We start from the raw sequence: 25,090 nt of genomic DNA, 5'->3' as shown, positions 1-25,090 counted from the left end.
CTCCCGTTTCGCGTTTCTGGGCGGTAAGTAATAGCGCGAGCTGCCGGGGTTGAGCGGCCGAGCGGTCGGCTCGATTTCGTGCACCGCTAATTTTGCTTCTCTTGTTTCGAGTCAAAAATCCGCAATGCTTGGGTGGTCAGTCAAGGTCTGCGACCTCTATAATCGGGCGGATTTTTTACCTGGGTCCGCGACATGGTGTCGCGTCAATAACGTATTGGCGCGCGCGGCGCAATCCTACTTTGCGCCATGCCGCTGGGCCTGCAAAAAAGCTTTCTAAAATCAGTGGTTAGGCAAACCGATGATCAATATAAAACGAGGGCTTGATTTGCCCATAGCCGGCGCGCCGGCGCAGCGTATTGAGGCCGGCAGGCCCGTGCGCAGCGTCGCCGTCGTCGGCTTCGACTATCCGACCATGAAGCCAACCATGGCTGTTCAGGTCGGTGATCGGGTTAAGCTGGGGCAGATCCTTTTTTCCGACAAGAAGTCCGAAGGCGTGCATTACACCGCGCCCGGCGCCGGTGTCGTCAGTGCAGTTCACCGCGGCGAAAAGCGCGTGCTGCAATCGGTGGTCATCGACCTTGAGGGCGATGAAGAGGTCACCTTCACGAGCTATTCGCTAGCCCAGCTGGATGGTCTGAGCAGCGAGCAGGTGCGTGAAAACCTGCAGCAGTCAGGCCTGTGGACCGCGCTGCGCACGCGCCCGTTCAGCAAGGTGCCGGCCGTCGATGCCACGCCTGCCTCGATTTTCGTGACCGCGATCGACACGCATCCGCTGGCAGCCGATCCGGCGATCATCATCGCTGAACAGCCTGAAGCCTTTGAAGCCGGACTCAAGGTCCTGACTAATCTGGCCAAGGTGTTCATGTGCAAGGCGCCAAATGCCTCGTTGCCAGGCGAGTCCCTGGCCAAGGTTCAGGTCGAAAGCTTCAACGGTCCGCATCCTGCCGGGCTGGCTGGTACCCACATCCATTTCCTCGACCCGGTAAGTGCCAGCAAAAGCGTCTGGACCATCGGTTATCAGGACGTGATTGCCGTGGGCAAGCTGTTCACCAGTGGGCGTTTGTCGGTGGAGCGCGTTGTCGCCCTGGCCGGCCCGGTTGTCGAGCAGCCACGTCTGGTACGTGCCCGTCTCGGTGCCAACCTCGACGAATTGACCGCCGGTGAGCTGCAACCTGGAGCCAATCGCGTCGTTTCCGGCTCGCTGCTGGGTGGTCGTACCGCCCATGGTGCGTTCGCCTATCTTGGTCGCTACCACCAGCAGGTTTCCTGCCTGCGTGAGGGCAAGGAGCGCGAGATGCTCCATTACATGCGCCCGGGCGTCGACAAGCATTCGATTCTCAACATCTATATCTCCAAGCTGATGGGCGGCAAGAAGTTCGCCTTCTCTACCTCCACCAACGGCAGCCCACGGGCGATGGTGCCGGTAGGTAACTACGAAGAGGTCATGCCGCTGGACGTCCTGCCGACCCAGTTGCTGCGTGCACTGATCGTGGGTGACACCGAAGTGGCGCAGAAACTCGGTTGCCTGGAGCTGGATGAAGAAGATCTGGCGCTGTGCAGCTATGTCTGTGCCGGGAAATACGAATACGGCCCGATCCTGCGGGACAATCTGACCCGCATCGAGAAGGAGGGTTAAGGCATGGGCATTCGCGCATTCCTCGACAAGATCGAGCATCATTTCGAAAAAGGCGGCAAGTACGAGAAGTGGTACGCGCTTTACGAAGCGGCCGACACTTTCCTCTATCGTCCCGGCAGCGTCACCAAGACCACGGCCCACGTGCGCGACGGCATCGACCTCAAGCGCATGATGATCACCGTCTGGATGTGTACCTTCCCGGCGATGTTCTTCGGCATGTGGAACACCGGCTACCAGGCCAACCTGATCTTCGCGCAGAGCCCTGATCTGCTCGCAGCTCAAGAAGGCTGGCGCTTCGGTCTGGTCGGCGCACTGGCGGGCTTCGATCCGAACAGTCTCTGGGATAACTTCATCCAGGGCGCAGCCTACTTCCTTCCGATCTACGCGGTGACCTTCATCGTCGGTGGGTTCTGGGAAGTGCTGTTCGCTTCGATCCGTAAGCACGAGGTCAACGAGGGCTTCTTCGTTACGTCCGTGTTGTTCGCCCTGATCCTGCCGCCGAGCATTCCGCTGTGGCAGGTCGCGCTGGGTATCAGCTTCGGCGTGGTAATCGGCAAGGAAATCTTCGGTGGTACCGGCAAGAACTTCCTGAACCCGGCGCTTACTGCGCGGGCGTTCCTGTTCTTCGCCTACCCGGCACAGATGTCCGGTGACGGCGTCTGGACTGCGGTCGATGGCTATGCCGGCGCAACTGCGCTGAGCCTCGGCTTCGTCGGCGGCATCGAAAACGTGATCGACAACGGCATCACTTGGATGGACGCCTTCGTCGGTACCATTCATGGCTCGATCGGTGAAACCAGCACGCTGGCGATCTTCATCGGCGGCGTGATCCTGATCGGTAGCAAGATTGCCTCCTGGCGCATCGTTTCCGGTGTGATGCTCGGCATGATCGGTCTGAGCTTCCTGTTCAACCTGATCGGTTCCGACACCAACCCGCTGTTCGGCATGCCCTGGTACTGGCACATGGTCGTCGGTGGCTTCGCCTTCGGCATGATCTTCATGGCGACCGACCCGGTGTCGGCCTCCATGACCAATACCGGCAAGTGGGTGTTCGGCATCCTGATCGGTGTGATGGTCGTGCTGATCCGCGTGGTCAACCCCGCCTTCCCGGAAGGCATGATGCTGGCGATCCTGTTCGCCAACCTGTGTGCGCCGCTGATTGACCATTTCGTCATTCAGGCCAATATCAAGCGGAGGCTGGCACGTAATGTCTAGTCAGAAAGAATCCACCGTTCGCACGCTGACGGTAGCCCTGTTGGTCTGCCTGGTGTGCTCCATCTTCGTGGCTGGCGCCGCCGTGGCGCTTCGCCCGACTCAGCAGGAAAACCGTCTGCTGGACAAGCAGCGCAGCATCCTGGCGATCGCCGGTCTGGGCGAGGCGGGCATGTCCGGTAATCAGGTCAAGCAGTTGTTCAACGAGCGCATCGTCGCCCGTCTGGTCGATCTGGAAACCGGCAAGTTCAGCGATGAATTCGAAGCCAAGACCTTCGATCCGCTCGCCGCTGCCAAGGACCCTGCGCTGTCCCAGGCGCTGCCTGGGGAGCAGGATATTGCCTCGATCAAGCGTCGCGAGCGTTACAGCACCGTTTATATCGTCGAAGGGCAGGGCGAGGGCGAGATCGATACGCTGATCCTGCCGGTTCGTGGCTACGGTCTCTGGTCGACGCTCTATGGCTTCATGGCAGTCGAGGGTGACCTGAATACCGTTGCCGGCTTCGGCTTCTACCAGCACGGTGAAACCCCGGGCCTTGGCGGTGAGGTCGACAATCCGAAGTGGCGCGGCATGTGGCCCGGCAAGGAACTGTACGACGACAACGGCAAACTGGCGGTGCAGATCGTCAAGGGCGGTGTCGACCCTCAGAGCCCGAAAGCCGACCACCAGGTCGATGCCCTGGCCGGTGCGACCCTGACCAGCAACGGTGTCAACTCGCTGTTGCACTTCTGGTTGGGCGAGAACGGCTTCGGTCCATTTATCGCTAATCTGCGCGCTGGGGAGGCTTGATCATGTCGCAACCCACTGTCAAAGAAGTTCTGCTCAATCCGATCTTTAATAACAACCCCATTGGCCTGCAGATTCTCGGAATCTGCTCGGCGCTGGCGGTCACCTCCAACCTGAACACGGCGCTGGTGATGTCTGTCGCGCTGACGTTGGTGGTGGCGTTCTCCAACCTGTTCATCTCGATGATCCGCAGCCAGATCCCCAACTCGATCCGCATGATCGTGCAGATGGTGATCATCGCCTCGCTGGTGATCCTGGTGGATCAGGTGCTCAAGGCCTACGCGTTCTCGCTGTCGAAGCAGCTCTCGGTGTTCGTCGGTCTGATCATCACCAACTGCATCGTGATGGGGCGTGCGGAAGCGTTTGCCATGCAGAACCCGCCAATGCTGTCGTTCTTCGACGGTATCGGCAACGGTCTGGGCTATAGCGCCATGCTGATTGCACTCGGCTTCATTCGCGAGCTGACTGGCGCTGGCAAACTGATGGGTTACACCATTCTGCCGGTGGTCAACGACGGCGGTTGGTATCAGCCCAACGGCATGATGCTGCTGCCGCCTTCGGCATTCTTCCTGATCGGCCTGTTCATCTGGGGCATTCGTGCCTGGAAGAAGGAGCAGGTTGAGAAGCCTGCCTTCAAGATGGCGCCGCAAGTCTCGAACAAGGAGGCTTACTAATGGAGCATTACATCAGCCTGTTCGTCCGCGCCGTGTTCATCGAGAACATGGCCCTGGCGTTCTTCCTCGGCATGTGTACCTTCATTGCGATTTCCAAGAAGGTGGAAACAGCCATCGGCCTGGGCATCGCGGTCATCGTGGTGCAGGCCATCACCGTGCCTGCCAACAACCTGATCTATACCTACCTGCTGAAGGCCGGTGCGTTGTCTTGGGCCGGACTGCCTGAAGTGGACCTCAGCTTCCTCGGTCTGCTGAGCTACATCGGCGTGATCGCGGCCATCGTGCAGATCCTCGAGATGACCCTCGATAAGTATGTGCCGAGCCTCTACAACGCGCTGGGTGTATTCCTGCCGCTGATCACCGTGAACTGCGCGATCATGGGTGGCACGCTGTTCATGGTCGAGCGCGACTACAACCTGGGCGAGAGCGTGGTGTATGGCATGGGCTCCGGCCTGTCCTGGGCGCTGGCCATCGCTTTGCTGGCCGGTATTCGCGAGAAGCTGAAATACAGCGATGTTCCGGATGGGTTGCAGGGTTTGGGTATCACCTTCATCACCATCGGACTGATGTCGCTGGGCTTCATGTCTTTCTCTGGCGTACAGCTGTAAGGACGGGACGAACTGATGAGTTACGAAATTTTCCTCGCCATCGGTATGTTCACCGCCATCGTGCTTGCGCTGGTGGTGATCATCCTGGCTGCACGCGCCAAGCTGGTATCCAGCGGTGACGTGTCCATCGAAATCAATGGCGAACGGACCATTACCGTGCCCGCCGGCGGCAAGCTGCTGCAGACCCTGGCTGCCAACAACATCTTTCTCTCGTCCGCCTGTGGCGGCGGTGGTACCTGCGCGCAGTGCAAGTGCATCGTCGAGAGCGGTGGTGGCGAAATGCTGCCCACCGAGGAGTCGCACTTCACCCGTCGTGAGGCGGGCGAAGGCTGGCGCCTGTCCTGTCAGACCCCGGTCAAGGCGGACATGAAGATCGAAGTGCCGGAAGAAGTCTTCGGCGTGAAGAAGTGGGAATGCACCGTTGAGTCCAATCCGAACGTCGCGACCTTCATCAAGGAACTGACACTCAAGCTGCCGGAAGGCGAGAACGTCGACTTCCGCGCTGGTGGTTATGTGCAGCTCGAGTGCCCGCCGCATGAAGTGCGTTACCGGGACTTCGACATTCAGGAAGAGTATCGCGGCGACTGGGACAAGTTCGACCAGTGGAAGTACGTGTCGAAGTGCGACGAGACCGTTATTCGCGCCTACTCCATGGCGAACTATCCGGAAGAGCGTGGCCTGGTGAAGTTCAACATCCGTATCGCCTCACCGCCGCCAGGCCGTGACGACATTCCGCCGGGCAAGATGTCATCCTATGTCTTCAGCCTGAAGCCGGGCGACAAGATCACCGTTTACGGACCGTTCGGCGAGTTCTTCGCCAAGGACACCGACGCCGAGATGGTCTTCATCGGCGGTGGTGCGGGGATGGCACCGATGCGCTCGCACATCTTCGACCAGCTCAAGCGTCTCAAGTCCAAGCGCAAGATGAGCTTCTGGTATGGCGCGCGCTCCATGCGCGAGGCCTTCTACGTGGAAGAGTACGACCAGTTGCAGGCGGAGAATCCGAACTTCCAATGGCATCTGGCCCTGTCCGATCCGCTGCCGGAAGATAACTGGGATGGCCCGACCGGCTTTATCCACAACGTGCTGTACGAGAACTATCTGAAGGATCATCCGGCTCCGGAAGATTGCGAGTTCTACATGTGCGGCCCGCCCATGATGAACGCATCGGTGATCAAGATGCTCACCGACCTCGGCGTCGAGCCGGAGAATATTCTGCTCGACGACTTCGGCGGCTAGCATGACCCGAGCGTCACTGCAGGCTCTCCATGCTGTCGTGTACCTCCGGCCCGTCATCGCTGTCGCTCTCGCGGCAGCCCTGACGGGCTGTCTGTTTCAGGACAGGGTTGAGGTCATCAGCGGCCCAACGATGGGCAGTACCTATACCGTCAAGTACGTAAACAGCGGCGACGTCCCCTCCAGGGAGGAGCTGCACGGTGAAGTCGAGGCCATTCTCGGCGACATCGATAAACAGCTGTCCACCTACCGTAGCGATTCCGACGTCGAGCGCTTCAATGCGCTGCCGGCTGGTAGCTGCGAGCCGATGCCGGATACGGTGCGCGAATTGGTCGCAGCGGGCGATCAGCTATCGGCCGACAGCGATGGCGCGTTCGATCTTACACTCGAGCCATTGCTGAACCTTTGGGGCTTCGGTCCGCAAGGTCGTGCCGAGCAGGTTCCATCCGCGGCGGATATCGAGGCGGCGCGGGCGTTGACCGGCCATCGGCATCTACGTATCGATGGCGATCAGTTGTGCAAGACGGTGGCGCTGCAGCTGGACTTCAACAGCATCGCTGCCGGTTATGCGGTTGATCGCGTTGTCGATCGTTTGAAGGCGCTCGGCGTAGAGAGTTACCTCGTTGAGATCACTGGCGAGCTCAAGGCTGAGGGCCGCAAGCCCGATGATTCACCGTGGCGCATAGCCATTGAAGCGCCCAGGGATGACCAGCGGGTTGCGCAGAAGATCGTCGAGCTCGATGGTCTGGGCGTATCCACCTCCGGCGACTATCGAAACTATTTCGAGCAGGACGGCCGGCGTTATTCACATACCCTGGACCCGCAAAGCGGCAGACCGATCGAGCATCACCTCGCTGCGGTGACGGTCATCGATAAATCGACTTTGCGTGCTGACGGGTTGTCTACCGCGTTGATGGTGCTGGGGCCCGAGCGGGGACTGGCACTGGCAGAGCGTAATGCGATCGCCGCGTTCTTCGTCGTGCGCGAGGGGCAAGGCTTCGTAACAACGAGCACCAAGGCTTTTGACGAGCTGTTCGGTGCGGGAGTAGAGCAATGACTTGGTTACTGGTTTTTCTGGTGATGCTGCTTGTTGTATTCGGCATGGCCATCGGCGTGATCATGGGCCGCAAGCCCATCGCGGGTTCCTGCGGGGGTATCGCCAATCTGGGCATCGAGAAGGAGTGCTCCATCTGTGGCGGTAGCCGCGAGAAGTGCGAAGAAGTGAACGAGGCGAAGAACGCGGGTAACGCCGATCTCGCCTACGACGCCACCAAGCGTTGATGTGAACCTTTGCGCGTCCAGGCAGCCCTGAGCGGGCTTGCCTGACCGGGCTCCTGATGGGCACGGCGCGCGCAGAGCTTGAAAGAAGTGGCTGGTTTGCGTCCTTGGACATCGGCGAATTCGTTGACAGCAGCGGCGTCTCCCGCTGCGTTTTCAGGAGTGTATATGGCGGTCTATAACTACGATTTGGTGGTATTGGGTTCCGGTCCGGCCGGGGAGGGCGCGGCAATAAATGCCGTCAAGGCGGGACGCAAGGTCGCCGTGGTAGATAACCGTCCGCTGGTTGGGGGCAACTGCACACACCTGGGCACCATCCCGTCCAAGGCCTTGCGCCATTCGGTACGGCAGATCATGCAGTACAACACCAACCCGCTGTTCCGCCAGATCGGCGAACCACGCTGGTTCTCCTTTCCGGACGTGCTGAAAAGTGCCGAGAAGGTCATCAGCAAGCAGGTCACTTCCCGCACGAGTTACTACGCGCGTAACCGCATCGATACCTTCTTCGGGACTGCCAGCTTCTCCGATGAGCAGAGCGTCGAAGTGGTCTGCCTCAATGGCATGGTGGAAAAGCTGGTTGCCAGCCAGTTCGTCATCGCCACCGGCTCGCGCCCGTATCGACCGGCTGATATCGACTTCAATCACCCGCGTATCTACGACAGCGACACCATTCTTACTCTCAGTCACACGCCGCGGCGGATGATCATCTACGGGGCCGGCGTCATCGGTTGCGAATATGCATCAATCTTCAGCGGTCTGGGCGTGCTGGTCGACCTGATCGACAACCGCGAGCAGCTGCTCAGCTTCCTCGATGACGAGATTTCCGATGCGCTCAGCTATCACCTGCGCAACAACAACGTGCTGATTCGCCACAACGAAGAATACGAGCGGGTCGAGGGGCTGGAGAACGGCGTCATCCTGCATCTCAAGTCGGGCAAGAAGATCAAGGCAGACGCATTCCTCTGGAGCAACGGACGCACCGGCAATACCGACAAGCTCGGTCTGGAGAACATCGGTCTCAAGGCCAACAGTCGTGGTCAGGTTCAGGTTGATGAGCACTACCGCACCGAGATCGGCAATATCTACGCTGCCGGCGATGTGATCGGTTGGCCGTCGCTGGCCAGTGCCGCTTATGACCAAGGCCGCTCGGCAGCGGGCAGCATCGTCGAGAATGACTCCTGGCGTTTCGTCGATGACGTACCGACCGGTATCTACACCATTCCCGAGATCAGCTCGATCGGCAAGAATGAGCGCGAACTGACCCAGGCGAAGATTCCCTATGAAGTCGGTAAGGCGTTCTTCAAAAGCATGGCGCGGGCGCAGATTTCGTTCGAGCCAGTGGGCATGCTGAAGATTCTCTTCCACCGCGAAACGCTGGAAGTGCTCGGTGTGCACTGCTTCGGTTATCAGGCTTCGGAGATCGTGCACATTGGCCAGGCGATCATGAACCAGAAGGGGCCGGCGAACAGCATCAAGTACTTCGTCAACACTACGTTCAACTACCCGACAATGGCCGAAGCCTACCGCGTCGCTGCGTTCGACGGGCTCAACCGGCTTTTTTGAGCAGCTCCGGCCGCTGGCCTGAGGCGGCTGGAGAGGGCGGCGACTCCCGTGATTGGCATTGGCCTAACCGGGAGAGCTTCTGATCAGGTGAGGGTGAATCCGGCAGCGGCCTGCGCTGCCGGATCGTGCCGCGGTGTGTTGGCTGTCAGGATCGCGATAGCGTACTGACAGCCAGGCCGGGGTAGTCGGTGATCAGGCTGTCGACGCCGAGGTCGGCCAGGCGGCGCATCAGGGCTGGTTCATTGACTGTCCACACCGATACATGCAGGCCCTGTTTACGCGCTTTTTCCAGACGCTCCGGGGTGCACAGCGTCCACTTCAATGCCAGCAGGCTGCAGCCATATTGACGGGCGACCTTCAGTGGGTCTAGCCAGTTGTACTCGGCTACCAGCCCGCGTGATATCTCCGGCGCTAGCCGGTTCAGCGCACGCAGGACTTCACGAGAGCTCGACGTGACGGTGATGCGATCGAGCAACCGATGCTGTTCGGCCAGCTCCTTGATCGCCATGACCGTACGCGCGGCGCGCACCCGTGAAGCACTCTTGACCTCAAGCTGCCAGTGCTCGAAATCGCATTTTTCGAACAGCTCGCTCAGCCTCGGAATAGGGCAGGGTGTCTTCCAGCCAGGCCCGCCTTCCCGGGCGTCGTAGTTCGCAAGCTCGTCGGCATCATGTTGCACGACTTTTCCCCGGCGACCGGTGGTGCGCTTGAGTGTCGGGTCGTGGATGACCATCAATTCGCCGTCGCGGGAAAGATGCAGATCCAGCTCGCAGCGGCGCACGCCGTGCTGGAGGCATTGCTCGAAGCTCACCAGGGTGTTTTCTGGCGCTTCGCCCTTGGCGCCGCGATGGCCGTAGATGAGTGTCACGGTTGCAAGTCTTCCTTAGGGGGTGATGGGGTGCGTTGATGATGGCGCACGCTGTTGATCACCCGGTCGCCTTCGAAGTACACGGAAAACTCCCGGTAATCCCAGCGGGTGATCGGCGGCTGGCCGACGGCGGGTCGCTCTTCATCGGCCAGGCCGAAGCGGTCCAGAACCTGGTTCTTCGAGTCGCCACGACTAGGCATGGTCATTTCCGGCAGGCCTTGTTGGCCAACAGGTATCCGAATGTCTTCGGCGAACAGGGGTGGACTGAATGTCAGTACGAGCAGCAGAGTCGCCAGGCGGCGCATCGGTCAATCTCCTTGCAGGCTTTCCAGGGCCAGGCGCCGCTCCAGCGCCTGTTTCTGCAGGATATGTCGTGCGAGCAACTGTCGCTGTGCATCAGTCAACGCTTCGAACTCTGTGCCGATATCGTAACGCCCGTCATCCATCGGCGTGCAGTAGATGACCCGCGCGGCCAGCACAAGGCCAAGCCCCTGGGGCAGCAGAATCAGCTTCAGTGTGAGCCCCTCTCCTTCAGCCTTGGGCTGCTCGCTGGCGAAGCTGATACCGCCTTCGGACAATATCACCGGCTGCGGTGCGCCCTGATCCTTCAGCAGATCCTGCGCCAGTGCCTGGCCCAGGAGTTCGATTCGTTTGTTCTGCACCTTCAGGTAATTGGCCAGCGTGCGATTGCTCTCGGCAATCTGCCGCAACAAATGCTGCGCTTCGAAATCAAGTTGGTGCAGCTCGCCGAGCAGGCTGAAAAGCGGCGGTAGGGGCGCTGCGTCGGCCTCCTGGCCTTGGCCGGCCGGGATGATTTCCAGTGCCACACGATCCTCGATACGGTAGTATTCGCGGCGTTCTTCAGTGTCTTGTGTCGGCATGGCGATACCCGGGATGCAGTAATGGCCAGAGTGTATCAGGCCCCGCGGTGACGTCAGCTGCATGTTGTTTTTTCCCCCGCCAGCGAACCCGTCGATCTTATGTTCAGACCGCTGTCCGTCTTTATCGGCGCGCGTTACACCCGCGCCAGACGTCGTAGCCTCTTCGTCTCCTTCATCTCCCTGACATCCATGATCGGGCTCGCCCTGGGTGTGCTGGTGATGATCGTCGTGCTTTCCGTGATGAACGGCTTTGATCACGAGATGCGTACCCGCGTGTTGGGCATGGTGCCGCATGCGACGATCGAAAGCCCGACGCCAATTGGCGACTGGCAGACACTTGGGAAGCGCCTCGAAGGGCACCCCCAGGTCGCGGCGACGGCACCTTTCATTCAAAGCCAGGGGTTGCTGACCCATCAGGGGCAGGTGACCAAAATCCTGATCAACGCAGTGGATCCCGAGGCCGAACGGCGGGTTTCGATCATCGATCAGTTTTTCCGCGAGGGTTCGCTGGACGATCTCGCCGCAGGCGAGTTCGGCATCGTCATCGGTGACAAGGCTGCGACCAAGCTCGGTGTCGGCGTGGGGGACAAGATCACCTTCGTGGCGCCCGAAGTCACCGTGACTCCAGCGGGGATGTTCCCGCGCATGAAGCGTTTTACCGTGACCGGAATCTTTCATGTCGGAGCTGGTGAGATCGATGGCTACGTTGCGCTGGCGAACATCGCTGACATAGCACGGCTGCAGCGCTGGAAGCCGGACAAGGTCCAGGGGGTTCGTCTGCGTTTCGACGACCTGTTCCAGGCGCCCCGCATTGCCTGGGAGCTGGCCGGCCAGCTCGGCGACGATTTCTATTCCCGTGACTGGACCCGCACCCATGGCAACCTGTACCAGGCGATTCGCATGGAGAAGGCCATGATCGGACTGTTGCTGCTGCTGATCGTGGCGGTGGCGGCGTTCAACATCATTTCGACGCTGGTGATGGTAGTAACCGACAAGCGCGGCGACATCGCCATCCTTCGCACGCTGGGCGCGACGCCGAAACAGATCATGGCGATATTCATGGTCCAGGGTACGGTGATCGGCGTCGTCGGCACCTTGGTCGGGGCGCTGCTGGGCATGTTCGCGGCAGTCAATGTCAGCAGCTGGATCGCTGCCCTGGAACGCCTGATCGGACACAAGTTTCTCAGCGCCGACGTCTATTTCATCGACTATCTGCCGTCACGGCTGATGGCGGCCGACGTCATCCAGGTCTGTGTTGCCGCGCTGGTCCTGAGTTTCCTCGCGACCCTGTATCCGGCCTGGCGCGCTGCGCGCACCCAGCCGGCAGAGGCGCTACGTTATGAGTGAACAGGTTATGAACGAGCTTTCTTCGCAAAAGCACGCGGTGCTGAGCTGCCGCAATCTTGGCAAACGCTACGAGCAGGGTCCGGAGTCGGTGGAAGTGCTGTCCGGCCTGCAACTCGAGTTGTTCCCGGGGCAGCGCGTCGCCATCGTCGGCAGTTCCGGCTCGGGCAAGAGCACCCTGTTGAACCTGCTTGGCGGGCTGGATACGCCCAGTGAGGGCAGTGTCTGGCTGGCCGGTGAGGAGCTTTCGGCGCTCAACGAAAAGGATCGCGGGTTATTGCGTAACCGCGCGCTGGGCTTCGTTTACCAGTTCCATCACCTGCTCGCCGAATTCACTGCACTGGAGAACGTCTGCATGCCGTTGCTGATCGGGCGGACGCCGATCCCGGAAGCGCGGCAGAAGGCCGCTGCGCTGTTGACGCGTGTCGGACTCGGGCATCGCCTCGAGCACAAGCCGGCGGAGCTCTCTGGCGGTGAACGCCAGCGTGTGGCGATTGCACGGGCGCTGGTGAACGAGCCGGCGCTGGTACTGCTCGACGAACCTACCGGAAACCTTGACCATCACACGGCGCAAGGCATCCAGGACCTCATGCTGGAGCTCAGCAAGTCGTTGCAGACCGCCTTCCTGGTGGTTACCCATGACCGTCAGCTTGCCGCGCAGATGGATCAGATCCTGCGGTTGGAAGACGGACGTCTGGTGGTCGAATGATGTTCAGGCCTCTGAGTGTCTTTATCGGCAGCCGCTACACCCGTGCCAAGCGGCGCAACCATTTCATCTCGTTCATCTCCCTGACCTCGCTGATCGGCCTGGCACTTGGCGTGTTGGCGATGATCATGGTCCTGTCCGTGATGAACGGATTTCAGCGCGAGATGAGTTCGCGCATTCTCGGGATGGTGTCCCACGCCACCGTCATTGGTGATCAGCCATTGGACGACTGGCAGGCCGTCGCGTCGCGCCTGTCGGCGCATCCTCAGATTGTCGGCAGCGCACCCGTCACCCAGCTCGAAGGCATGCTGTCATTCAAGGGCAGCATGCAGCCGATACAGATCAGCGGTATCGATCCGCAGGCTGAGGCGGATGTATCCATCGTCGGTGATCGCCTGGTCGGAGGCAGTCTGGATGCGCTGAAACCGGGTGAGTTCGGCGTCATCGTCGGCTTGATGACCGCCCGGCGCTTCGGTCTGAAGCTGGGCGACAAGTTGACACTGATCGTGCCGGAAGTGAGTTCCTCGCCCGGTGGAGTCACGCCTCGCATGCAGCGGCTGAATGTGGTTGGCGTATTCAAGGTGGGCGCCGATCTGGACGGCAGCCTGGGGATGATCCACCGCGCCGATGCTGCGCAGATCCATCGTTGGGCGCCGCAGCAGGTGCAGGGCGTGCGGCTCAAGCTGAGCGACCTGTATCGGGCGCCGGAAGTGGCAGCGCAGGTGGCTGAAATGCTCGGTGATGGCTACCGCGTGGAGGACTGGTCTTATACGCAGGGCAGCCTATTCAGCGCGATGAAGATGGAAAAGACCATGATTGGCCTGTTGTTGATGCTGATCGTTGCGGTGGCTGCCTTCAATATCATTGCGACGCTGATCATGGTCGTTGCCGACAAGCGAGCCGATATCGCGATTCTGCGCACGCTTGGCGCGACTCCACGGCAGATCATGTCGATCTTCATGGTTCAGGGCAGCATCATTGGCTTCAGTGGCACCGTGATAGGCGTGATTCTGGGCGTACTCGGTGCGCTGAACGTAAGTGCTCTGGTGGCCTGGCTGGAAAAAGTGTCAGGCCAGCATATCTTTAGTTCCGACGTTTACTTCATCAGCACCCTGCCATCGGAGCTGCGTCTGGAGGACGTCGTGCTGGTATCGGTCGCGGCGCTGACCTTGAGCTTCTTGGCTACGCTCTATCCGGCATGGCGAGCCGCGCAGACCCAGCCGGCCGAGGCACTGCGCTACGAGTGATGGCCGTTAGCGCCGGCCGTTCTGCCGCCGGCGCCAGCTGCGCCCGACCCACCAGCGCCAGTAAGCCTGAGTTAGAACGTAGCCGAGAATGGCGAAAACGACGCCCGAAACCAGCGAGCCCAGATACAGCGGCTGCCAGTTGTGCTGCAGCATGTGACTTACCCAGGCCAGGCTCAATTCTGCCGGCATGTCAGAGGCCGGTGTATCCAGCAGCCAGGTTCCGACCTTGTAATTGCAATAGAACACCGGAGGCATGGTCAGCGGGTTGGTCAGCCAGACCAAACCTACCGCGATGGGCAGATTGGCTCTCGCGGGAAGCGCACAGACGGCCGCCGCGAGCATCTGCATGGGCATCGGAATCATCGCCCAAAACAGGCCGATAGCCATGGCTCGCGCCACCGAGTGCCTATTGAGATGCCAGAGATTGGGATCGTGAATCAGCGCGCCGAGAAAACGCAGGGACTTGTTAGTCTTGATGCGATCGGGGTGCGGCATGTAGCGTTTGAAAAAGCGACGCGGCATGAAGGTTCTCTGGCAGGCTGCAGCCCGGCGATTATGCCTCGAATCGCGATGCGGCGCTGACAGGAGTTTTGTGACATTAGGTCTACGCCCGCGACAAATTGACCATCCGCCCACAGCGGTCCCGGAATGGATTCCAGGAGTCGAAAAAGCATGCGCACATGGATGTTGGCGCTCGCGGCAGGCCTCGTCTTGCCCCGTTTCTTACCGGCGTTGCCCTCTGTCTGGATCTTGTGCGTGCTTGGCGTGCTGGGGGGCTTGCTGCTTTCGCGTCGGCGCTGGGCGTCGTCTGGGTTGCTTCTCCTCGGGTTCGCCTGGGCATGCTGGCAGTGCCAGAGTGCCATTGATGATCGCCTGCCCGTTTCGCAAGATGGCCGGACATACTGGATCCAGGGGACGGTCAGTGGATTGCCCACCAGCACGGGCGATGTCGTGCGCTTCGAGTTGGAGGATATCGAGTCGAGGCATGCTGGGCTGCCGTCGAAGGTGCGTCTGTCCTGGTACGGCGGCCCGCAAGTGCGGGCCGGCGAGCGTTGGCGGCTTGCGGCTCGACTGAAACGTCCGCGTGGCCTGGTCAATCCGCATGCGTTCGACTACGAAGCCTGGTTGCTGGCGCGTCGCATTGGCGCGACCGGTTCGGTCAAGGCGGGAGAGCGCCTCTTCGCGCCGCACTCCGTGAATAGTTGGCGCGACCGCTTGAGGCTCCGTCTGATGGAGGTCTCCGCGTCCGGTCGACAAGGCGCGATCGCGGCACTGGTGGTCGGTGATGACTCCGGCCTGAGTCGTGAGGATTGGCAGGTGTTGCAGGACACCGGCACGGTGCACCTGATGGTCATATCGGGACAGCACATCGGCATGCTGGCTGGCTTGCTATACGGACTGGTTGCGCTAGCAGCTCGATGGGGCTTCTGGCCCAGCCGTTGGCCCTGGCTTCCATGCGCATGCGCGTTGGCTCTCGCTGGTGCGCTTTCCTATGGATGGCTCGCGGGGTTCGATGTGCCGGTGCGTCGTGCGTGTCTCATGGTCGCCGTGGTCCTGCTCTGGCGCTTGCGCTTTCGTCATCTGGGTGTCTGGCAGCCGCTGTTGCTGGCGCTGAATGGTGTCCTGCTGGTCGATCCCCTGGTCTCGTTGCAGCCGGGGTTTTGGCTCTCATTCGGGGCCGTTGCGGTGCTCGCGCTGGCGTTCTCCGGTCGGCTCGGCCGATGGAAGTGGTGGGCGACGCTGACGCGCGCCCAATGGGCAGCTTCCCTCGGCCTGCTGCCTCTGTTACTGACGTTGGGACTGCCGGTCAGCGCCAGCGGGCCTTTGGCCAATCTGATTGCCGTACCCTGGGTAAGCCTCACCGTTCCCTTCGCGCTGCTCGGTACGTTGCTTCTGCCGTTGGGCGCTATCGGCGAGACGCTACTCTGGTTGGTCGGCACCTCGCTGGCGCTGCTGTTGGAGCTGCTGTCCGCCATGGCTACCTGGCAACCCGCCTGGCTGGCGGTCGGTATACCCATCTGGGCCTTGCTGATGATTGGGCTGGGTGTGCTGTTGATGTTATTGCCGTCAGGTGTGCCGGTGCGTGCGCTCGGACTGGTGCTCCTGGCGCCGTTGGTGTATCCGCCGTATTCCGAAGTAGCCGAAGGACGGGCGCAGGTCTCGGTGCTGGATGTGGGGCAGGGGCTTTCGGTACTGGTGCGGACCCGGGAGCACGCGTTGCTCTACGATGCGGGACCGAGACAGGGTGATTTCGATACCGGCGAGCGTGTCGTGTTCCCGTCGCTGCGAAGCCTGGGCGTGAAGAGGCTGGACATACTGCTGCTGAGCCATGCGGATAACGATCATTCCGGTGGCGCTCAGGCGATCCGTCGACTGCTTCCGGTCGCGCGGACCGTCAGTGGGGAGCCGCAACGACATGCGACCGATCTGAATGCCAAGCCCTGTGAAAACGGTGCCGAGTGGCGGTGGAACGGCGTGCGTTTCAGTCTCTGGCAATGGCAGGCGGCCCGGGAAAGCAATCAGACGTCATGCGTTCTGCTGGTCGAGGCCAATGGCGAACGGGTGCTGCTTACCGGCGATATCGATCAGGCCGCGGAGCAGGCGTTGCTGCTCAGCGGACAGGATGTAAAGGCGCAGTGGTTGCTATTGCCTCATCACGGCAGCCGCAGCTCATCGTCGGAGCCATTCCTGCGAGCGGTGGAACCGAGCGCCGCGCTGATCTCGCGCAGCCTGCACAACGCTTTCGGTCATCCTCATCCGACTGTGACCGCTCGCCTCGAAGCGTCCGCAATCGACGTTTACGACACCGCCTTGCACGGCGCGATCCGCATCGATCTCGGCGATTTCTCGGTGGCGGAGATACAGCGTGCGGAACGTCGGTTCTGGCGGGAAAAATGAGAACGGCGGCCGTCGGCGACCCCGCGACCCTATGCTAGAGTGGCGCCACTTTTTCGAGGGGGATTCATCTCGTGTGGGAGCTGGTCAAAGCAGGCGGCTGGATAATGCTGCCAATCATCCTGTGTTCCATCGCCGCCGCCGGCATCGTTGCTGAGCGCCTGTGGACGCTGCGCCCGAGTCGTGTCACGCCGCCGCATCTGCTTGGCCAGGTGTGGAAGTGGATCAAGGACAAGAAACTAAGCAACCAGAAGCTCAAGGAGCTGCGCGCGGATTCGCCTTTGGGCGAGATTCTTGCCGCCGGCCTCAGCAACTCCAAGCGTGGTCGCGAGATCATGAAGGAATGCATCGAGGAAGCCGCGGCCAGGGTCGTTCACGACCTCGAGCGTTACCTCAACGCGCTGGGCACCATTGCCGGCATCGCGCCCTTGCTCGGGCTGCTGGGTACGGTGCTGGGCATGATCGAAATCTTCAGTGCCTTTATGGACTCGGGCATGGCGAATGCGCCCCTGCTCGCCGGCGGCATCGCCAAAGCGCTGATCACCACCGCGGCTGGCCTGATGGTCGGTATCCCAGCGCTGTTCTTCCATCGTTTCCTGCAACGCCGCGTCGACGAGCTGGTCGTTGGCATGGAGCAGGAAGCGATCAAGCTGGTGGAAGTGGTGCAGGGCGACCGCGATGTCGATCTCGGTGAGGACAAGGCGTGAAATTCCGTCGCAAACCCCGGGAGAACGTGGAGATTGGGCTGGCACCGCTGATCGACGTGGTCTTCATTCTGCTGTTGTTCTTCGTGGTCACCACGACCTTCACCCGTGAAACGCAGCTCAAGGTCGATCTTCCGGAAGCCGCCAGCGGTACACCGCCGCAGGATGCCGAGGTCCGCCAGCTGGAAGTGCTGATCGACGTGGCCGGCAATTATTCGCTCAACGGCAAAGCGCTACTGAAGAGCGACCTCAATTCGCTGATGGCGGCGTTGAGCAAGGAATCAGGCGGCGACAATCGGCTGCCGATGGTCATCAGCGCCGATGGTAAGACCCCGCATCAGGCGGTGATCACCGCGATGGATGCCGCCGGCAAGCTGGGCTTCGGCCAACTGCGCATCACCACGGTCGAGGCGCAGGCCTCTCCCTGATGTCATTCGCCGATCGCCTGCAACGCGCCTGGTATCAGGGGCATCCGGCCCTATGTGTGCTTGCTCCGCTGGAGCTACTCTATCGGCGCGTGGTCGAGACAAAGCGACGGCGCTTTCTCAAAGGTGAAAGCGCTGCCTATCGCGCACCAGTGCCGGTCATCGTGGTGGGTAACATCACCGTAGGTGGAACAGGCAAGACTCCACTGATTCTCTGGCTGATCGAGCATTGCCGTAGCCGCGGGCTGCGCGTCGGCGTCGTCAGCCGCGGCTACGGTGCCAAGCCGTCGACGCTGCCCTGGCGCGTTCAACCCGAACACTCGGCGGAGCAATCAGGCGACGAGCCGCTGTTGATCGTGCAGCGTACCGGCGTGCCGCTTATGATAGATCCCGACCGATCACGCGCGGTACGGTGCCTGCTGGAGACCGAATCGCTTGACCTGATCCTTTCCGACGATGGCCTGCAGCACTATCGGCTGGCCAGGGACCTCGAACTCGTACTGATCGATGCGGCACGCGGTCTGGGCAACAGGCGCTGCCTGCCGGCTGGCCCCTTGCGCGAGCCGGCCGAACGCCTGAATAGCGTGGATGCTGTGCTGGTCAACGGCACCGATGCGGATACCGCCGACGGCTATGCGTTCAGCCTCAGGCCGGTCGCGCTGGTCGAACTGTGCTCCGGCGAGCGCTGGCCTCTCGATCACTTTCCCGCCGGCCAGCTGCTGCACGCGGTGGCTGGCATCGGCAACCCGCAGCGTTTCTTCACCACGCTCGAAACGCTACACTGGCGTCCGATTCCGCACCCCTTCGCCGATCACGCCGCCTACAGCCAGGAGCAGCTGGAATTCAGCCCCGCCCTGCCGTTGGTGATGACCGAGAAGGATGCGGTGAAATGCCGGGCATTCGCACCGCCGGGTTGGTCATATCTTCAGGTGCACGCCGTACCTTCTGCGGCTTTCGTCACCTGGTTCGACGGCCAGTTGGCGCGATTGCTGCCCGATCACTCTTAAGCCGCTCGCACTGCCATCGCAGTCGAACGCTTCCAAGGACTGCGCATGGATACCAAACTGCTCGACATACTGGCCTGCCCACTATGCAAGGGGCCGCTGAAGCTGACCGATGACAAGTCGGAACTGATCTGCAAGGCCGACGCCCTGGCGTTTCCCGTGCGCGATGGCATCCCGGTGATGCTCGAGAGCGAGGCCCGTACGCTGGACGTGGATGAGCGCCTCGACAAATGACCACTGCCTACACTGTCGTGATTCCCGCCCGCTATGCCTCGACCCGCCTGCCTGGCAAGCCGTTGCAGGACATCGCCGGCAAGCCGATGATCCAGCACGTGTGGGAGCAGGCAAGCAAGAGCACGGCTCAGCGCGCGGTCATCGCCACCGACGACTCACGCATCGTCGATGCCTGCTCGGCATTCGGTGCGCAGGTTGTTTTGACCCGCCCCGACCACAACTCCGGCACCGACCGGCTGGCTGAGGTGTGCGAGCAGCTTGGTCTGCCGAGTGACGCCATCGTGGTCAACGTGCAGGGCGACGAGCCGCTGATTCCCCCGGCAGTCATTGATCAGGTTGCCGCCAATCTGGCTGCGCACCCCGAGGCGGCCATCGCCACGCTCGCCGAGCCATTGAGCGATGTGCAGGCGCTGTTCAATCCAAACGTGGTAAAGGTGCTCTCGGACACCAATGGCCTGGCGCTGACCTTCAGCCGGGCGCCGCTGCCCTGGGCAAGAGATGCGTTTGCCGCCGATCGCAGCGTACTGCCTGTTGGCGTGCCGTACCGCCGGCACATTGGTATCTACGCCTATCGCGCCGGTTTCCTCGCTGATTTCGTTTCCTGGGGTCCTTGCTGGCTTGAGGATACCGAGTGTCTGGAGCAGTTGCGCGCGCTCTGGCACGGCCAGCGTATTCATGTTGCAGACGCGGTACAGGCACCGCCTGCGGGGGTGGATACCGCGGAAGACCTGGAGCGGGTCCGTCGTCTGCTGGGCGGCTGAGATGAGAATCCTGTTCGTCTGCATGGGTAACATCTGCCGCTCGCCCACCGCCGAAGGCGTGTTTCGCCAGCGCGTCGAGCAGGCTGGGCTCGGCAGTCGGATCGAGATCGATTCTGCTGGGACCGGCGATTGGCATGTGGGCAAGGCTCCGGACTCGCGTGCTTGCGCCGCAGCCGGCAAACGCGGCTATCGGCTGACAGCGCTGCGCGCGCGCCAAGTGCAGCCGGAAGACTTCCTGCGTTTCGACCTTATTCTGGCGATGGATCACGACAACCTGGCTCGACTGGAGGCCTTGCGCCCCGAAGCGAGCAGGGCGGAGCTTGATCTGTTGCTACGCCGCTACGACCTGGCGCGTGGCGTGGTGCCAGACCCTTACTACGGCGAGACAGATGGCTTCGAGGAAGTACTGGATCTCCTCGAGGAGGCCTGTGATGCGCTGCTCGTGGAATTGAAGGGACGACTGTGAGCCTGACCCTCGAATCAAACCGATCACTCAAGGCATTCAACACGTTCGCTGTCGATCAGCGTGCGCGCTACTTCGCGGCCGCTCATAACGATGAGGATGTTCGTGACGCGCTCGCCCAGGCGCGTCGGCTCGACGTTCCGCTGCTGCCGATCGGTGGCGGCAGCAACTTGCTGCTGACTCGTGACGTGCCGGCGCTTGTCCTGCATATGGCCAGCCGTGGCAAACGCATCGTCGATGAGTCTGCCGAGCAGGTTCTGGTCGAGGCGGAGGCAGGCGAGCCCTGGCACCCATTCGTGCTCTGGACGCTGGAGCAAGGCTTGGCGGGCCTCGAGAATTTGAGCCTGATACCAGGTACCGTTGGTGCATCACCAATCCAGAACATCGGTGCCTACGGTGTCGAGATCAAGGACGTATTTGCAGGGCTCACTGCACTGGATAGTGAAACTGGGATCATCCGTGAGTTCAGCGAGGACGACTGCGCATTCGGTTATCGCGACAGTCTGTTCAAACAGCAGCCCGGGCGTTTTCTGATTCTGCGAGTGCGTTTCGCGTTGCGTCGTCAGGCAGCGCTGCATCTTGAGTATGGGCCGATCCGCCAGCGTTTGGCGGAGCAGGGGATTACCGTACCCTCCGCGCAGGATGTGAGCCGAGCTGTTTGTGCCATCCGCAGTGAAAAGCTGCCGGATCCACAGCAGCTGGGCAATGCTGGGAGTTTCTTCAAGAATCCGCTGGTGCCGGCTGCCGCTGCTCAGACGCTGCGCGACCGTTACCCCGAGCTGGTCGGTTATCCGCAAGCCGACGGTCAAGTGAAACTGGCGGCTGGCTGGCTGATCGAGAAGGCTGGCTGGAAGGGATTTCGTGACGGCGACGCAGGGGTTCATCGGCTGCAGGCGTTGGTGCTGGTCAATCATGGCCTGGCCACGGGGGTGCAGCTGCTGGACCTGGCGCGACGTATCCAGGTCGATGTGCTGGAGCGCTTCGGCGTCAGCCTTGAGATCGAGCCAAATGTGCTCTGACTACGACTCGTACGGTCAGTTTTGGCTGCTTTAAAGCCAGGCCGTGCGGTGTTGTAGATATCTGGTTCTGGTCGCTCGCGTCCTTCTTGAGTTGTACTGATCGCGCACTTCGGTTCGCCTAGCGCGGGCAACCAAGCAGAATCTGCGATGTGCATCGGATGTAAGCGAGCTCAATTTCGACCTGCAGCCGGTCCGGCTTCTCAAGCTCGCAGTGACGGCTTTTTCGGGGAGAGATGGGGCAGTGAGTAGCCTTGCTGACTGCGCCGCACCCCTTCTGCCATGAGCGTTCTCCCGACGAATAAGACGAAGGTGTAAACCTTATTCAGGACGGGACAATGCAAAAAAAAAGGGATGCCGAAGCATCCCTTTTTTGGCCAGCGGTGTTTAGCCTTGCGGCTTCTCACGGTTATCTGGCTGGTCACCTTCTGCAGCTTGTTCCGACTCCTGGGGTGATGGCTGAACCACTTCCTCAGTTGTCGGTGCTTCTGGCTTCTGCTCGTCTACTTCAGCGGTCGACACCTGTGCTTGTTCGGCGGGCTCGTCAGCCTCGGCGAGCGGCTGCTCGTGGAGGGTGGTGACTGGCTCGGCGAACGGCTCAGGCTGGGCGTCGGCAGGCACCGGCTCCGCAACTTGTTCAACTTGCGCTTCGACGACTGGCTCGCTGGCGACGATCTCCGGGCTGGCCAGAGGTTGCTCCGCTGCGGCCTTGGCGTCGGCTTCTGCCGCTTCCTTGGCCAGACGCTCGGCTTCACGCTGACGGCGACGGACCTCGCGCGGATCATTAGGCGCGCGTCCGCTAGGCGTCAGTACTGGCGCCAGGGTCGGTGCGACTTCGACTTTCTCGACCACCGGCTCCGGGGCAGGCTGTGGGGTGTCGTTGGCTTGGACGACCTGTGGTGCTTCGCTCGGCGCAACTTCGGCAGCGTGTGTCGATGTCTCGTCTGCAGCTTCGATAGCTATCGACTGCTCGTCCGTACTTTCCACGCTTGGCGCATGCTCGACAATCGTCGCTACACCTTCGGTGCTGGTTTGAATCACGGCGTCATCAGCGAGCTTGGCCTGTGGCGCCGCTTCGGTGTCGGCGGTGTTCGCGGCCAGGGCGGCGGCTGTTGCTGCGACGGCGATTTCCTCGGTTTTCACCGGGGCGTTGCTCTCGTCGACCTCGTCGATTTCGTTACCGTTGGCGTCACGCTGACGCTCACGGCGATTGCTGCGACGACGCTGGCCGCGGGAGCGGCGGCGTGGGCGGTCGCCGTCGTTGCCTTCGCTGCCCTCGTTGGAGTCCTGGGCGTCCTCGGCTTCGTTCGCATCCTCGGTTTGCTGCAGCAGCTCATCGGCGGCTACCGGGGCTTGCCGTTCGGCGCGCGGTTTGCGCTCTTCGCGCGGGGCGCGTGGTTGCCGCTCGGCCTGCTCTTCTTCTGCTGCTACAGCGATCGGAGCTTCGTCGATTGGTGCTCGCAGTTCGCGCTTACGCTCCTCGCGGGGCTTGCGGTCCTCGCGTGGGGCTCGCTCGCGGCGCGGCTGGCTTTCGGCAACTTCGGCCTGTTCACGGGGTTTGCGTTCCTCGCGTGGTGGGCGCGGCTGGCGCTCTTCGCGGGGCTGACGCTCCTCGCGAGCTTGGCGCTCCTCACGGGGCTGGCGCTCCTCACGGGGCTGGCGTTCTTCGCGCGGCTTGCGCTCCTCATCACGGCCACCGCGCGAATCGCGGCGACGGTTCTGCTGGCGTCCGCTGCGGCGCTCGTCATTGCGCTGCGGGCGCGGCGAGGCGGGCTTCTTCTCGACTTCGGCTGTGGCCTGCGGTTCTTTCGTCTCGCCTGCGAACAGTCCGACCAGGGATTTGATCAGGCCCTTGAACAGACTTGGTTCCTGCACCGGCGCGGCAACGGGTGTTTCGGTTGGCGCTGCGGCGGCTGCCGCCGGTGCGGTGCGCTGCGGTGCGGTCTTGACCGCCGCTTCCTGACGAACCAGGGTGCGTGTGGAGCTGACCGGCTGAGCTTCTTCGGCCTCGGTCGGGCTCATTTCGTAGCTGGCTTGGCCTGCCATGATTTCTGGGCTGTCGTCACGCAGTCGCTGAACTTCGAAGTGCGGCGTTTCCAGGTGATCGTCCGGCAGGATGAAGATGCGCGCACGGGTGCGCAGCTCGATCTTGGTGATCGCGTTGCGTTTCTCGTTGAGCAGGAATGCTGCTACCTGGAACGGCACGCGGGCGCGAACCTCGGCGGTGCGGTCCTTGAGGGCTTCTTCTTCGATCAGGCGCAGAATCGCCAGCGACAGCGATTCGACGTCACGAATGATGCCTTGGCCGTTGCAGCGTGGGCAGACGATGCCGCTGGTCTCGCCCAGAGAGGGGCGCAGACGCTGGCGGGACATTTCCAGCAAACCGAAGCGCGAGATACGGCCGACCTGGATACGTGCACGGTCGGCTTCCAGTGCTTCGCGCATCTTCTCCTCGACTGCGCGCTGGTTCTTGGCCGGGGTCATGTCGATGAAGTCGATGACGATTAGTCCGCCGATGTCGCGCAAACGCAGTTGGCGGGCGATTTCCTCGGCCGCCTCCAGGTTGGTCTGCAGGGCGGTTTCTTCGATGTCGCCACCCTTGGTGGCGCCCCCCGGGGGGGGGGGGGGGAGCCGAGTTGATGTCGATGGATACCAGTGCTTCGGTCGGATCGATGACGATGGAGCCGCCGGAAGGTAGTTTTACTTCACGCTGGAAGGCCGTCTCGATCTGGCTTTCGATCTGGAAGCGGTTGAACAGCGGTACGGAATCTTCGTACAGCTTGATCTTGCTGGCGTACTGCGGCATCACCTGCTGGATGAAGCTCAATGCCTCGTCCTGTGCTTCGACACTGTCGATCAGCACTTCGCCGATATCCTGGCGCAGGTAGTCGCGGATGGCGCGGATGATGACGTTGGATTCCTGATAGATCAGAAATGGCGCGGGGCGATCCTGGGACGCATCCTTGACTGCGGTCCAGAGCTGCAACAGATAGTCGAGGTCGCACTGCAGCTCTTCGCTGGAGCGGCCCAGGCCTGCCGTGCGGACGATCAGACCCATGTCAGCGGGGATATCGAGACCGTTCAGGGCTTCACGCAATTCATTGCGTTCTTCACCTTCGATGCGGCGCGAAATGCCACCAGCACGCGGATTGTTCGGCATCAGGACCAGATAACGGCCGGCCAGACTGATGAAGGTGGTCAGTGCAGCGCCTTTGTTGCCGCGCTCTTCTTTTTCGACCTGAACGATGACTTCCTGGCCTTCGCGCAGGACGTCCTTGATGTTCACGCGGCCTTCAGGCGACTTGCTGAAGTATTCGCGAGAAATTTCCTTGAGGGGGAGGAAGCCATGGCGCTCGGCGCCGAAGTCGACGAAAGCAGCTTCGAGACTGGGCTCGACGCGGGTGATCTTGCCCTTGTAGATGTTGGCTTTCTTCTGCTCGCGGGCACCTGATTCGATGTCCAGATCGAACAGACGTTGGCCGTCGACCAGTGCGACACGCAACTCTTCGGGCTGAGTTGCGTTAATTAGCATTCTTTTCATGTAGTAC

24 protein-coding genes and 1 pseudogene are annotated in these 25,090 nt (G+C 61.4%); 20 read left to right on the top strand and 5 right to left on the bottom strand.

Translation table 11 applies throughout. The features are described 5' to 3' along the window. The first annotated feature begins 298 nt into the window (after positions 1-298). From F753_RS45310 to sthA, 9 genes are all read left to right on the top strand, one after another. Entirely contained in the window at positions 299-1,636 is a 1,338-nt protein-coding gene (locus F753_RS45310; RefSeq protein ID WP_031298333.1) for a Na(+)-translocating NADH-quinone reductase subunit A, read from the top strand. Between the two features lie 3 nt (positions 1,637-1,639). Beyond that, the gene (locus F753_RS45305; protein WP_023446738.1) at positions 1,640-2,851 is read left to right on the top strand and encodes an NADH:ubiquinone reductase (Na(+)-transporting) subunit B; all 1,212 of its coding nucleotides are present in this window, start codon (positions 1,640-1,642) and stop codon (positions 2,849-2,851) included. Further along, entirely contained in the window at positions 2,844-3,638 is a 795-nt protein-coding gene (locus F753_RS45300) for a Na(+)-translocating NADH-quinone reductase subunit C (protein ID WP_014820917.1), read from the top strand. The genes F753_RS45305 and F753_RS45300 overlap by 8 nt, the downstream gene beginning before the upstream one ends. Next, positions 3,635-4,309 (top strand): NADH:ubiquinone reductase (Na(+)-transporting) subunit D, encoded by a 675-nt coding sequence (locus F753_RS45295; protein ID WP_172602757.1) that lies wholly within the window; start codon positions 3,635-3,637, stop codon positions 4,307-4,309. The genes F753_RS45300 and F753_RS45295 overlap by 4 nt, the downstream gene beginning before the upstream one ends. After that, the gene (gene nqrE, locus F753_RS45290) at positions 4,309-4,917 is read left to right on the top strand and encodes an NADH:ubiquinone reductase (Na(+)-transporting) subunit E (protein WP_014820916.1); all 609 of its coding nucleotides are present in this window, start codon (positions 4,309-4,311) and stop codon (positions 4,915-4,917) included. The genes F753_RS45295 and nqrE overlap by 1 nt, the downstream gene beginning before the upstream one ends. Positions 4,918-4,929: 12 nt before the next feature. Continuing rightward, positions 4,930-6,156, top strand: coding sequence for an NADH:ubiquinone reductase (Na(+)-transporting) subunit F (nqrF, locus tag F753_RS45285; protein ID WP_172602804.1), 1,227 nt, complete (start codon positions 4,930-4,932; stop codon positions 6,154-6,156). Positions 6,157-6,286: 130 nt separating this feature from the next. Further along, entirely contained in the window at positions 6,287-7,210 is a 924-nt protein-coding gene (locus F753_RS45280; RefSeq protein WP_023446737.1) for an FAD:protein FMN transferase, read from the top strand. Then, a complete protein-coding gene (gene nqrM / locus F753_RS45275; protein ID WP_003283705.1) occupies positions 7,207-7,434 on the top strand; it encodes a (Na+)-NQR maturation NqrM in 228 nt (75 codons plus the stop codon). The genes F753_RS45280 and nqrM overlap by 4 nt, the downstream gene beginning before the upstream one ends. A gap of 165 nt (positions 7,435-7,599) precedes the next feature. Further along, positions 7,600-8,994, top strand: coding sequence for a Si-specific NAD(P)(+) transhydrogenase (gene sthA, locus F753_RS45270; RefSeq protein ID WP_003299651.1), 1,395 nt, complete (start codon positions 7,600-7,602; stop codon positions 8,992-8,994). A gap of 145 nt (positions 8,995-9,139) precedes the next feature. Here sthA and F753_RS45265 read toward each other — a convergent pair whose 3' ends face one another. From F753_RS45265 to F753_RS45255, 3 genes are read right to left on the bottom strand one after another with little or no spacing between them, the layout of a single operon-like run. After that, positions 9,140-9,862: a glycerophosphodiester phosphodiesterase gene (locus F753_RS45265; protein WP_023446736.1), complete on the bottom strand. Its 723-nt coding sequence runs from the start codon at positions 9,860-9,862 to the stop codon at positions 9,140-9,142. Next, the gene (locus tag F753_RS45260; protein WP_023446735.1) at positions 9,859-10,167 is read right to left on the bottom strand and encodes a hypothetical protein; all 309 of its coding nucleotides are present in this window, start codon (positions 10,165-10,167) and stop codon (positions 9,859-9,861) included. The genes F753_RS45265 and F753_RS45260 overlap by 4 nt, the downstream gene beginning before the upstream one ends. 3 nt (positions 10,168-10,170) lie before the next feature. Next, positions 10,171-10,806 (bottom strand): PilZ domain-containing protein, encoded by a 636-nt coding sequence (locus tag F753_RS45255; RefSeq protein ID WP_003299648.1) that lies wholly within the window; start codon positions 10,804-10,806, stop codon positions 10,171-10,173. Positions 10,807-10,842: 36 nt separating this feature from the next. Here F753_RS45255 and F753_RS45250 point away from each other — a divergent pair, with 36 nt between their 5' ends. From F753_RS45250 to F753_RS45240, 3 genes are read left to right on the top strand one after another with little or no spacing between them, the layout of a single operon-like run. Beyond that, positions 10,843-12,090: a lipoprotein-releasing ABC transporter permease subunit gene (locus tag F753_RS45250; RefSeq protein ID WP_023446734.1), complete on the top strand. Its 1,248-nt coding sequence runs from the start codon at positions 10,843-10,845 to the stop codon at positions 12,088-12,090. Positions 12,091-12,097: 7 nt separating this feature from the next. Continuing rightward, positions 12,098-12,796, top strand: a complete 699-nt coding sequence (gene lolD / locus F753_RS45245) for a lipoprotein-releasing ABC transporter ATP-binding protein LolD (protein WP_003299646.1) — start codon at positions 12,098-12,100, stop codon at positions 12,794-12,796. After that, entirely contained in the window at positions 12,796-14,040 is a 1,245-nt protein-coding gene (locus tag F753_RS45240) for a lipoprotein-releasing ABC transporter permease subunit (protein WP_031298331.1), read from the top strand. The genes lolD and F753_RS45240 overlap by 1 nt, the downstream gene beginning before the upstream one ends. Before the next feature lie 6 nt (positions 14,041-14,046). Here F753_RS45240 and F753_RS45235 read toward each other — a convergent pair whose 3' ends face one another. Further along, complete coding sequence (locus tag F753_RS45235) at positions 14,047-14,562, bottom strand: DUF2062 domain-containing protein (protein WP_003299644.1); 516 nt, start codon at positions 14,560-14,562, stop codon at positions 14,047-14,049. Positions 14,563-14,712: 150 nt separating this feature from the next. Here F753_RS45235 and F753_RS45230 point away from each other — a divergent pair, with 150 nt between their 5' ends. From F753_RS45230 to murB, 8 genes are all read left to right on the top strand, one after another. Then, positions 14,713-16,938, top strand: a complete 2,226-nt coding sequence (locus F753_RS45230) for a DNA internalization-related competence protein ComEC/Rec2 (RefSeq protein ID WP_031298329.1) — start codon at positions 14,713-14,715, stop codon at positions 16,936-16,938. Between the two features lie 71 nt (positions 16,939-17,009). Then, positions 17,010-17,642, top strand: coding sequence for a MotA/TolQ/ExbB proton channel family protein (locus F753_RS45225; RefSeq protein ID WP_031298327.1), 633 nt, complete (start codon positions 17,010-17,012; stop codon positions 17,640-17,642). Further along, on the top strand, positions 17,639-18,067 hold the full coding sequence (locus tag F753_RS45220) for an ExbD/TolR family protein (RefSeq protein ID WP_014820907.1): 429 nt from the start codon (positions 17,639-17,641) through the stop codon (positions 18,065-18,067). Before F753_RS45225 ends, F753_RS45220 begins: the two co-directional genes overlap by 4 nt. Next, entirely contained in the window at positions 18,067-19,071 is a 1,005-nt protein-coding gene (lpxK, locus tag F753_RS45215; RefSeq protein ID WP_023446729.1) for a tetraacyldisaccharide 4'-kinase, read from the top strand. Before F753_RS45220 ends, lpxK begins: the two co-directional genes overlap by 1 nt. Positions 19,072-19,116: 45 nt before the next feature. Next, a complete protein-coding gene (locus tag F753_RS45210; protein ID WP_003299639.1) occupies positions 19,117-19,302 on the top strand; it encodes a Trm112 family protein in 186 nt (61 codons plus the stop codon). Beyond that, positions 19,299-20,063: a 3-deoxy-manno-octulosonate cytidylyltransferase gene (kdsB, locus tag F753_RS45205; protein ID WP_023446728.1), complete on the top strand. Its 765-nt coding sequence runs from the start codon at positions 19,299-19,301 to the stop codon at positions 20,061-20,063. Before F753_RS45210 ends, kdsB begins: the two co-directional genes overlap by 4 nt. Before the next feature lies 1 nt (position 20,064). After that, entirely contained in the window at positions 20,065-20,529 is a 465-nt protein-coding gene (locus F753_RS45200) for a low molecular weight protein-tyrosine-phosphatase (RefSeq protein ID WP_023446727.1), read from the top strand. Further along, a complete protein-coding gene (murB, locus tag F753_RS45195; protein ID WP_023446726.1) occupies positions 20,526-21,545 on the top strand; it encodes a UDP-N-acetylmuramate dehydrogenase in 1,020 nt (339 codons plus the stop codon). The genes F753_RS45200 and murB overlap by 4 nt, the downstream gene beginning before the upstream one ends. A gap of 384 nt (positions 21,546-21,929) precedes the next feature. Here the strand turns inward: murB and rne are convergent. Continuing rightward, positions 21,930-25,083 (bottom strand): annotated as a pseudogene (gene rne / locus F753_RS45190) (ribonuclease E). Positions 25,084-25,090 lie beyond the last annotated feature (7 nt).

The sequence above is a fragment of the Stutzerimonas chloritidismutans AW-1 genome, assembly GCF_000495915.1.
Classification (GTDB): Bacteria; Pseudomonadota; Gammaproteobacteria; order Pseudomonadales; family Pseudomonadaceae; genus Stutzerimonas; species Stutzerimonas chloritidismutans.
This window is presented reverse-complemented; position numbering and strand designations above follow the sequence as displayed.

What these genes read in the sequence shown, in the direction of transcription:
- F753_RS45310 (WP_031298333.1), top strand. Translation starts at nt 299, where the DNA reads ATGATCAATATAAAACGAGGGCTTGATTTGCCCATAGCCGGCGCGCCG.
- F753_RS45305 (WP_023446738.1), top strand. Translation starts at nt 1,640, where the DNA reads ATGGGCATTCGCGCATTCCTCGACAAGATCGAGCATCATTTCGAAAAA.
- F753_RS45300 (WP_014820917.1), top strand. Translation starts at nt 2,844, where the DNA reads ATGTCTAGTCAGAAAGAATCCACCGTTCGCACGCTGACGGTAGCCCTG.
- nqrE (WP_014820916.1), top strand. Translation starts at nt 4,309, where the DNA reads ATGGAGCATTACATCAGCCTGTTCGTCCGCGCCGTGTTCATCGAGAAC.
- F753_RS45280 (WP_023446737.1), top strand. Translation starts at nt 6,287, where the DNA reads ATGGGCAGTACCTATACCGTCAAGTACGTAAACAGCGGCGACGTCCCC.
- nqrM (WP_003283705.1), top strand. Translation starts at nt 7,207, where the DNA reads ATGACTTGGTTACTGGTTTTTCTGGTGATGCTGCTTGTTGTATTCGGC.
- sthA (WP_003299651.1), top strand. Translation starts at nt 7,600, where the DNA reads ATGGCGGTCTATAACTACGATTTGGTGGTATTGGGTTCCGGTCCGGCC.
- F753_RS45260 (WP_023446735.1), bottom strand. Translation starts at nt 10,167, where the DNA reads ATGCGCCGCCTGGCGACTCTGCTGCTCGTACTGACATTCAGTCCACCC.
- F753_RS45255 (WP_003299648.1), bottom strand. Translation starts at nt 10,806, where the DNA reads ATGCAGCTGACGTCACCGCGGGGCCTGATACACTCTGGCCATTACTGC.
- F753_RS45250 (WP_023446734.1), top strand. Translation starts at nt 10,843, where the DNA reads ATGTTCAGACCGCTGTCCGTCTTTATCGGCGCGCGTTACACCCGCGCC.
- lolD (WP_003299646.1), top strand. Translation starts at nt 12,098, where the DNA reads ATGAACGAGCTTTCTTCGCAAAAGCACGCGGTGCTGAGCTGCCGCAAT.
- F753_RS45240 (WP_031298331.1), top strand. Translation starts at nt 12,796, where the DNA reads ATGTTCAGGCCTCTGAGTGTCTTTATCGGCAGCCGCTACACCCGTGCC.
- F753_RS45235 (WP_003299644.1), bottom strand. Translation starts at nt 14,562, where the DNA reads ATGCCGCGTCGCTTTTTCAAACGCTACATGCCGCACCCCGATCGCATC.
- F753_RS45230 (WP_031298329.1), top strand. Translation starts at nt 14,713, where the DNA reads ATGCGCACATGGATGTTGGCGCTCGCGGCAGGCCTCGTCTTGCCCCGT.
- lpxK (WP_023446729.1), top strand. Translation starts at nt 18,067, where the DNA reads ATGTCATTCGCCGATCGCCTGCAACGCGCCTGGTATCAGGGGCATCCG.
- F753_RS45210 (WP_003299639.1), top strand. Translation starts at nt 19,117, where the DNA reads ATGGATACCAAACTGCTCGACATACTGGCCTGCCCACTATGCAAGGGG.
- kdsB (WP_023446728.1), top strand. Translation starts at nt 19,299, where the DNA reads ATGACCACTGCCTACACTGTCGTGATTCCCGCCCGCTATGCCTCGACC.
- F753_RS45200 (WP_023446727.1), top strand. Translation starts at nt 20,065, where the DNA reads ATGAGAATCCTGTTCGTCTGCATGGGTAACATCTGCCGCTCGCCCACC.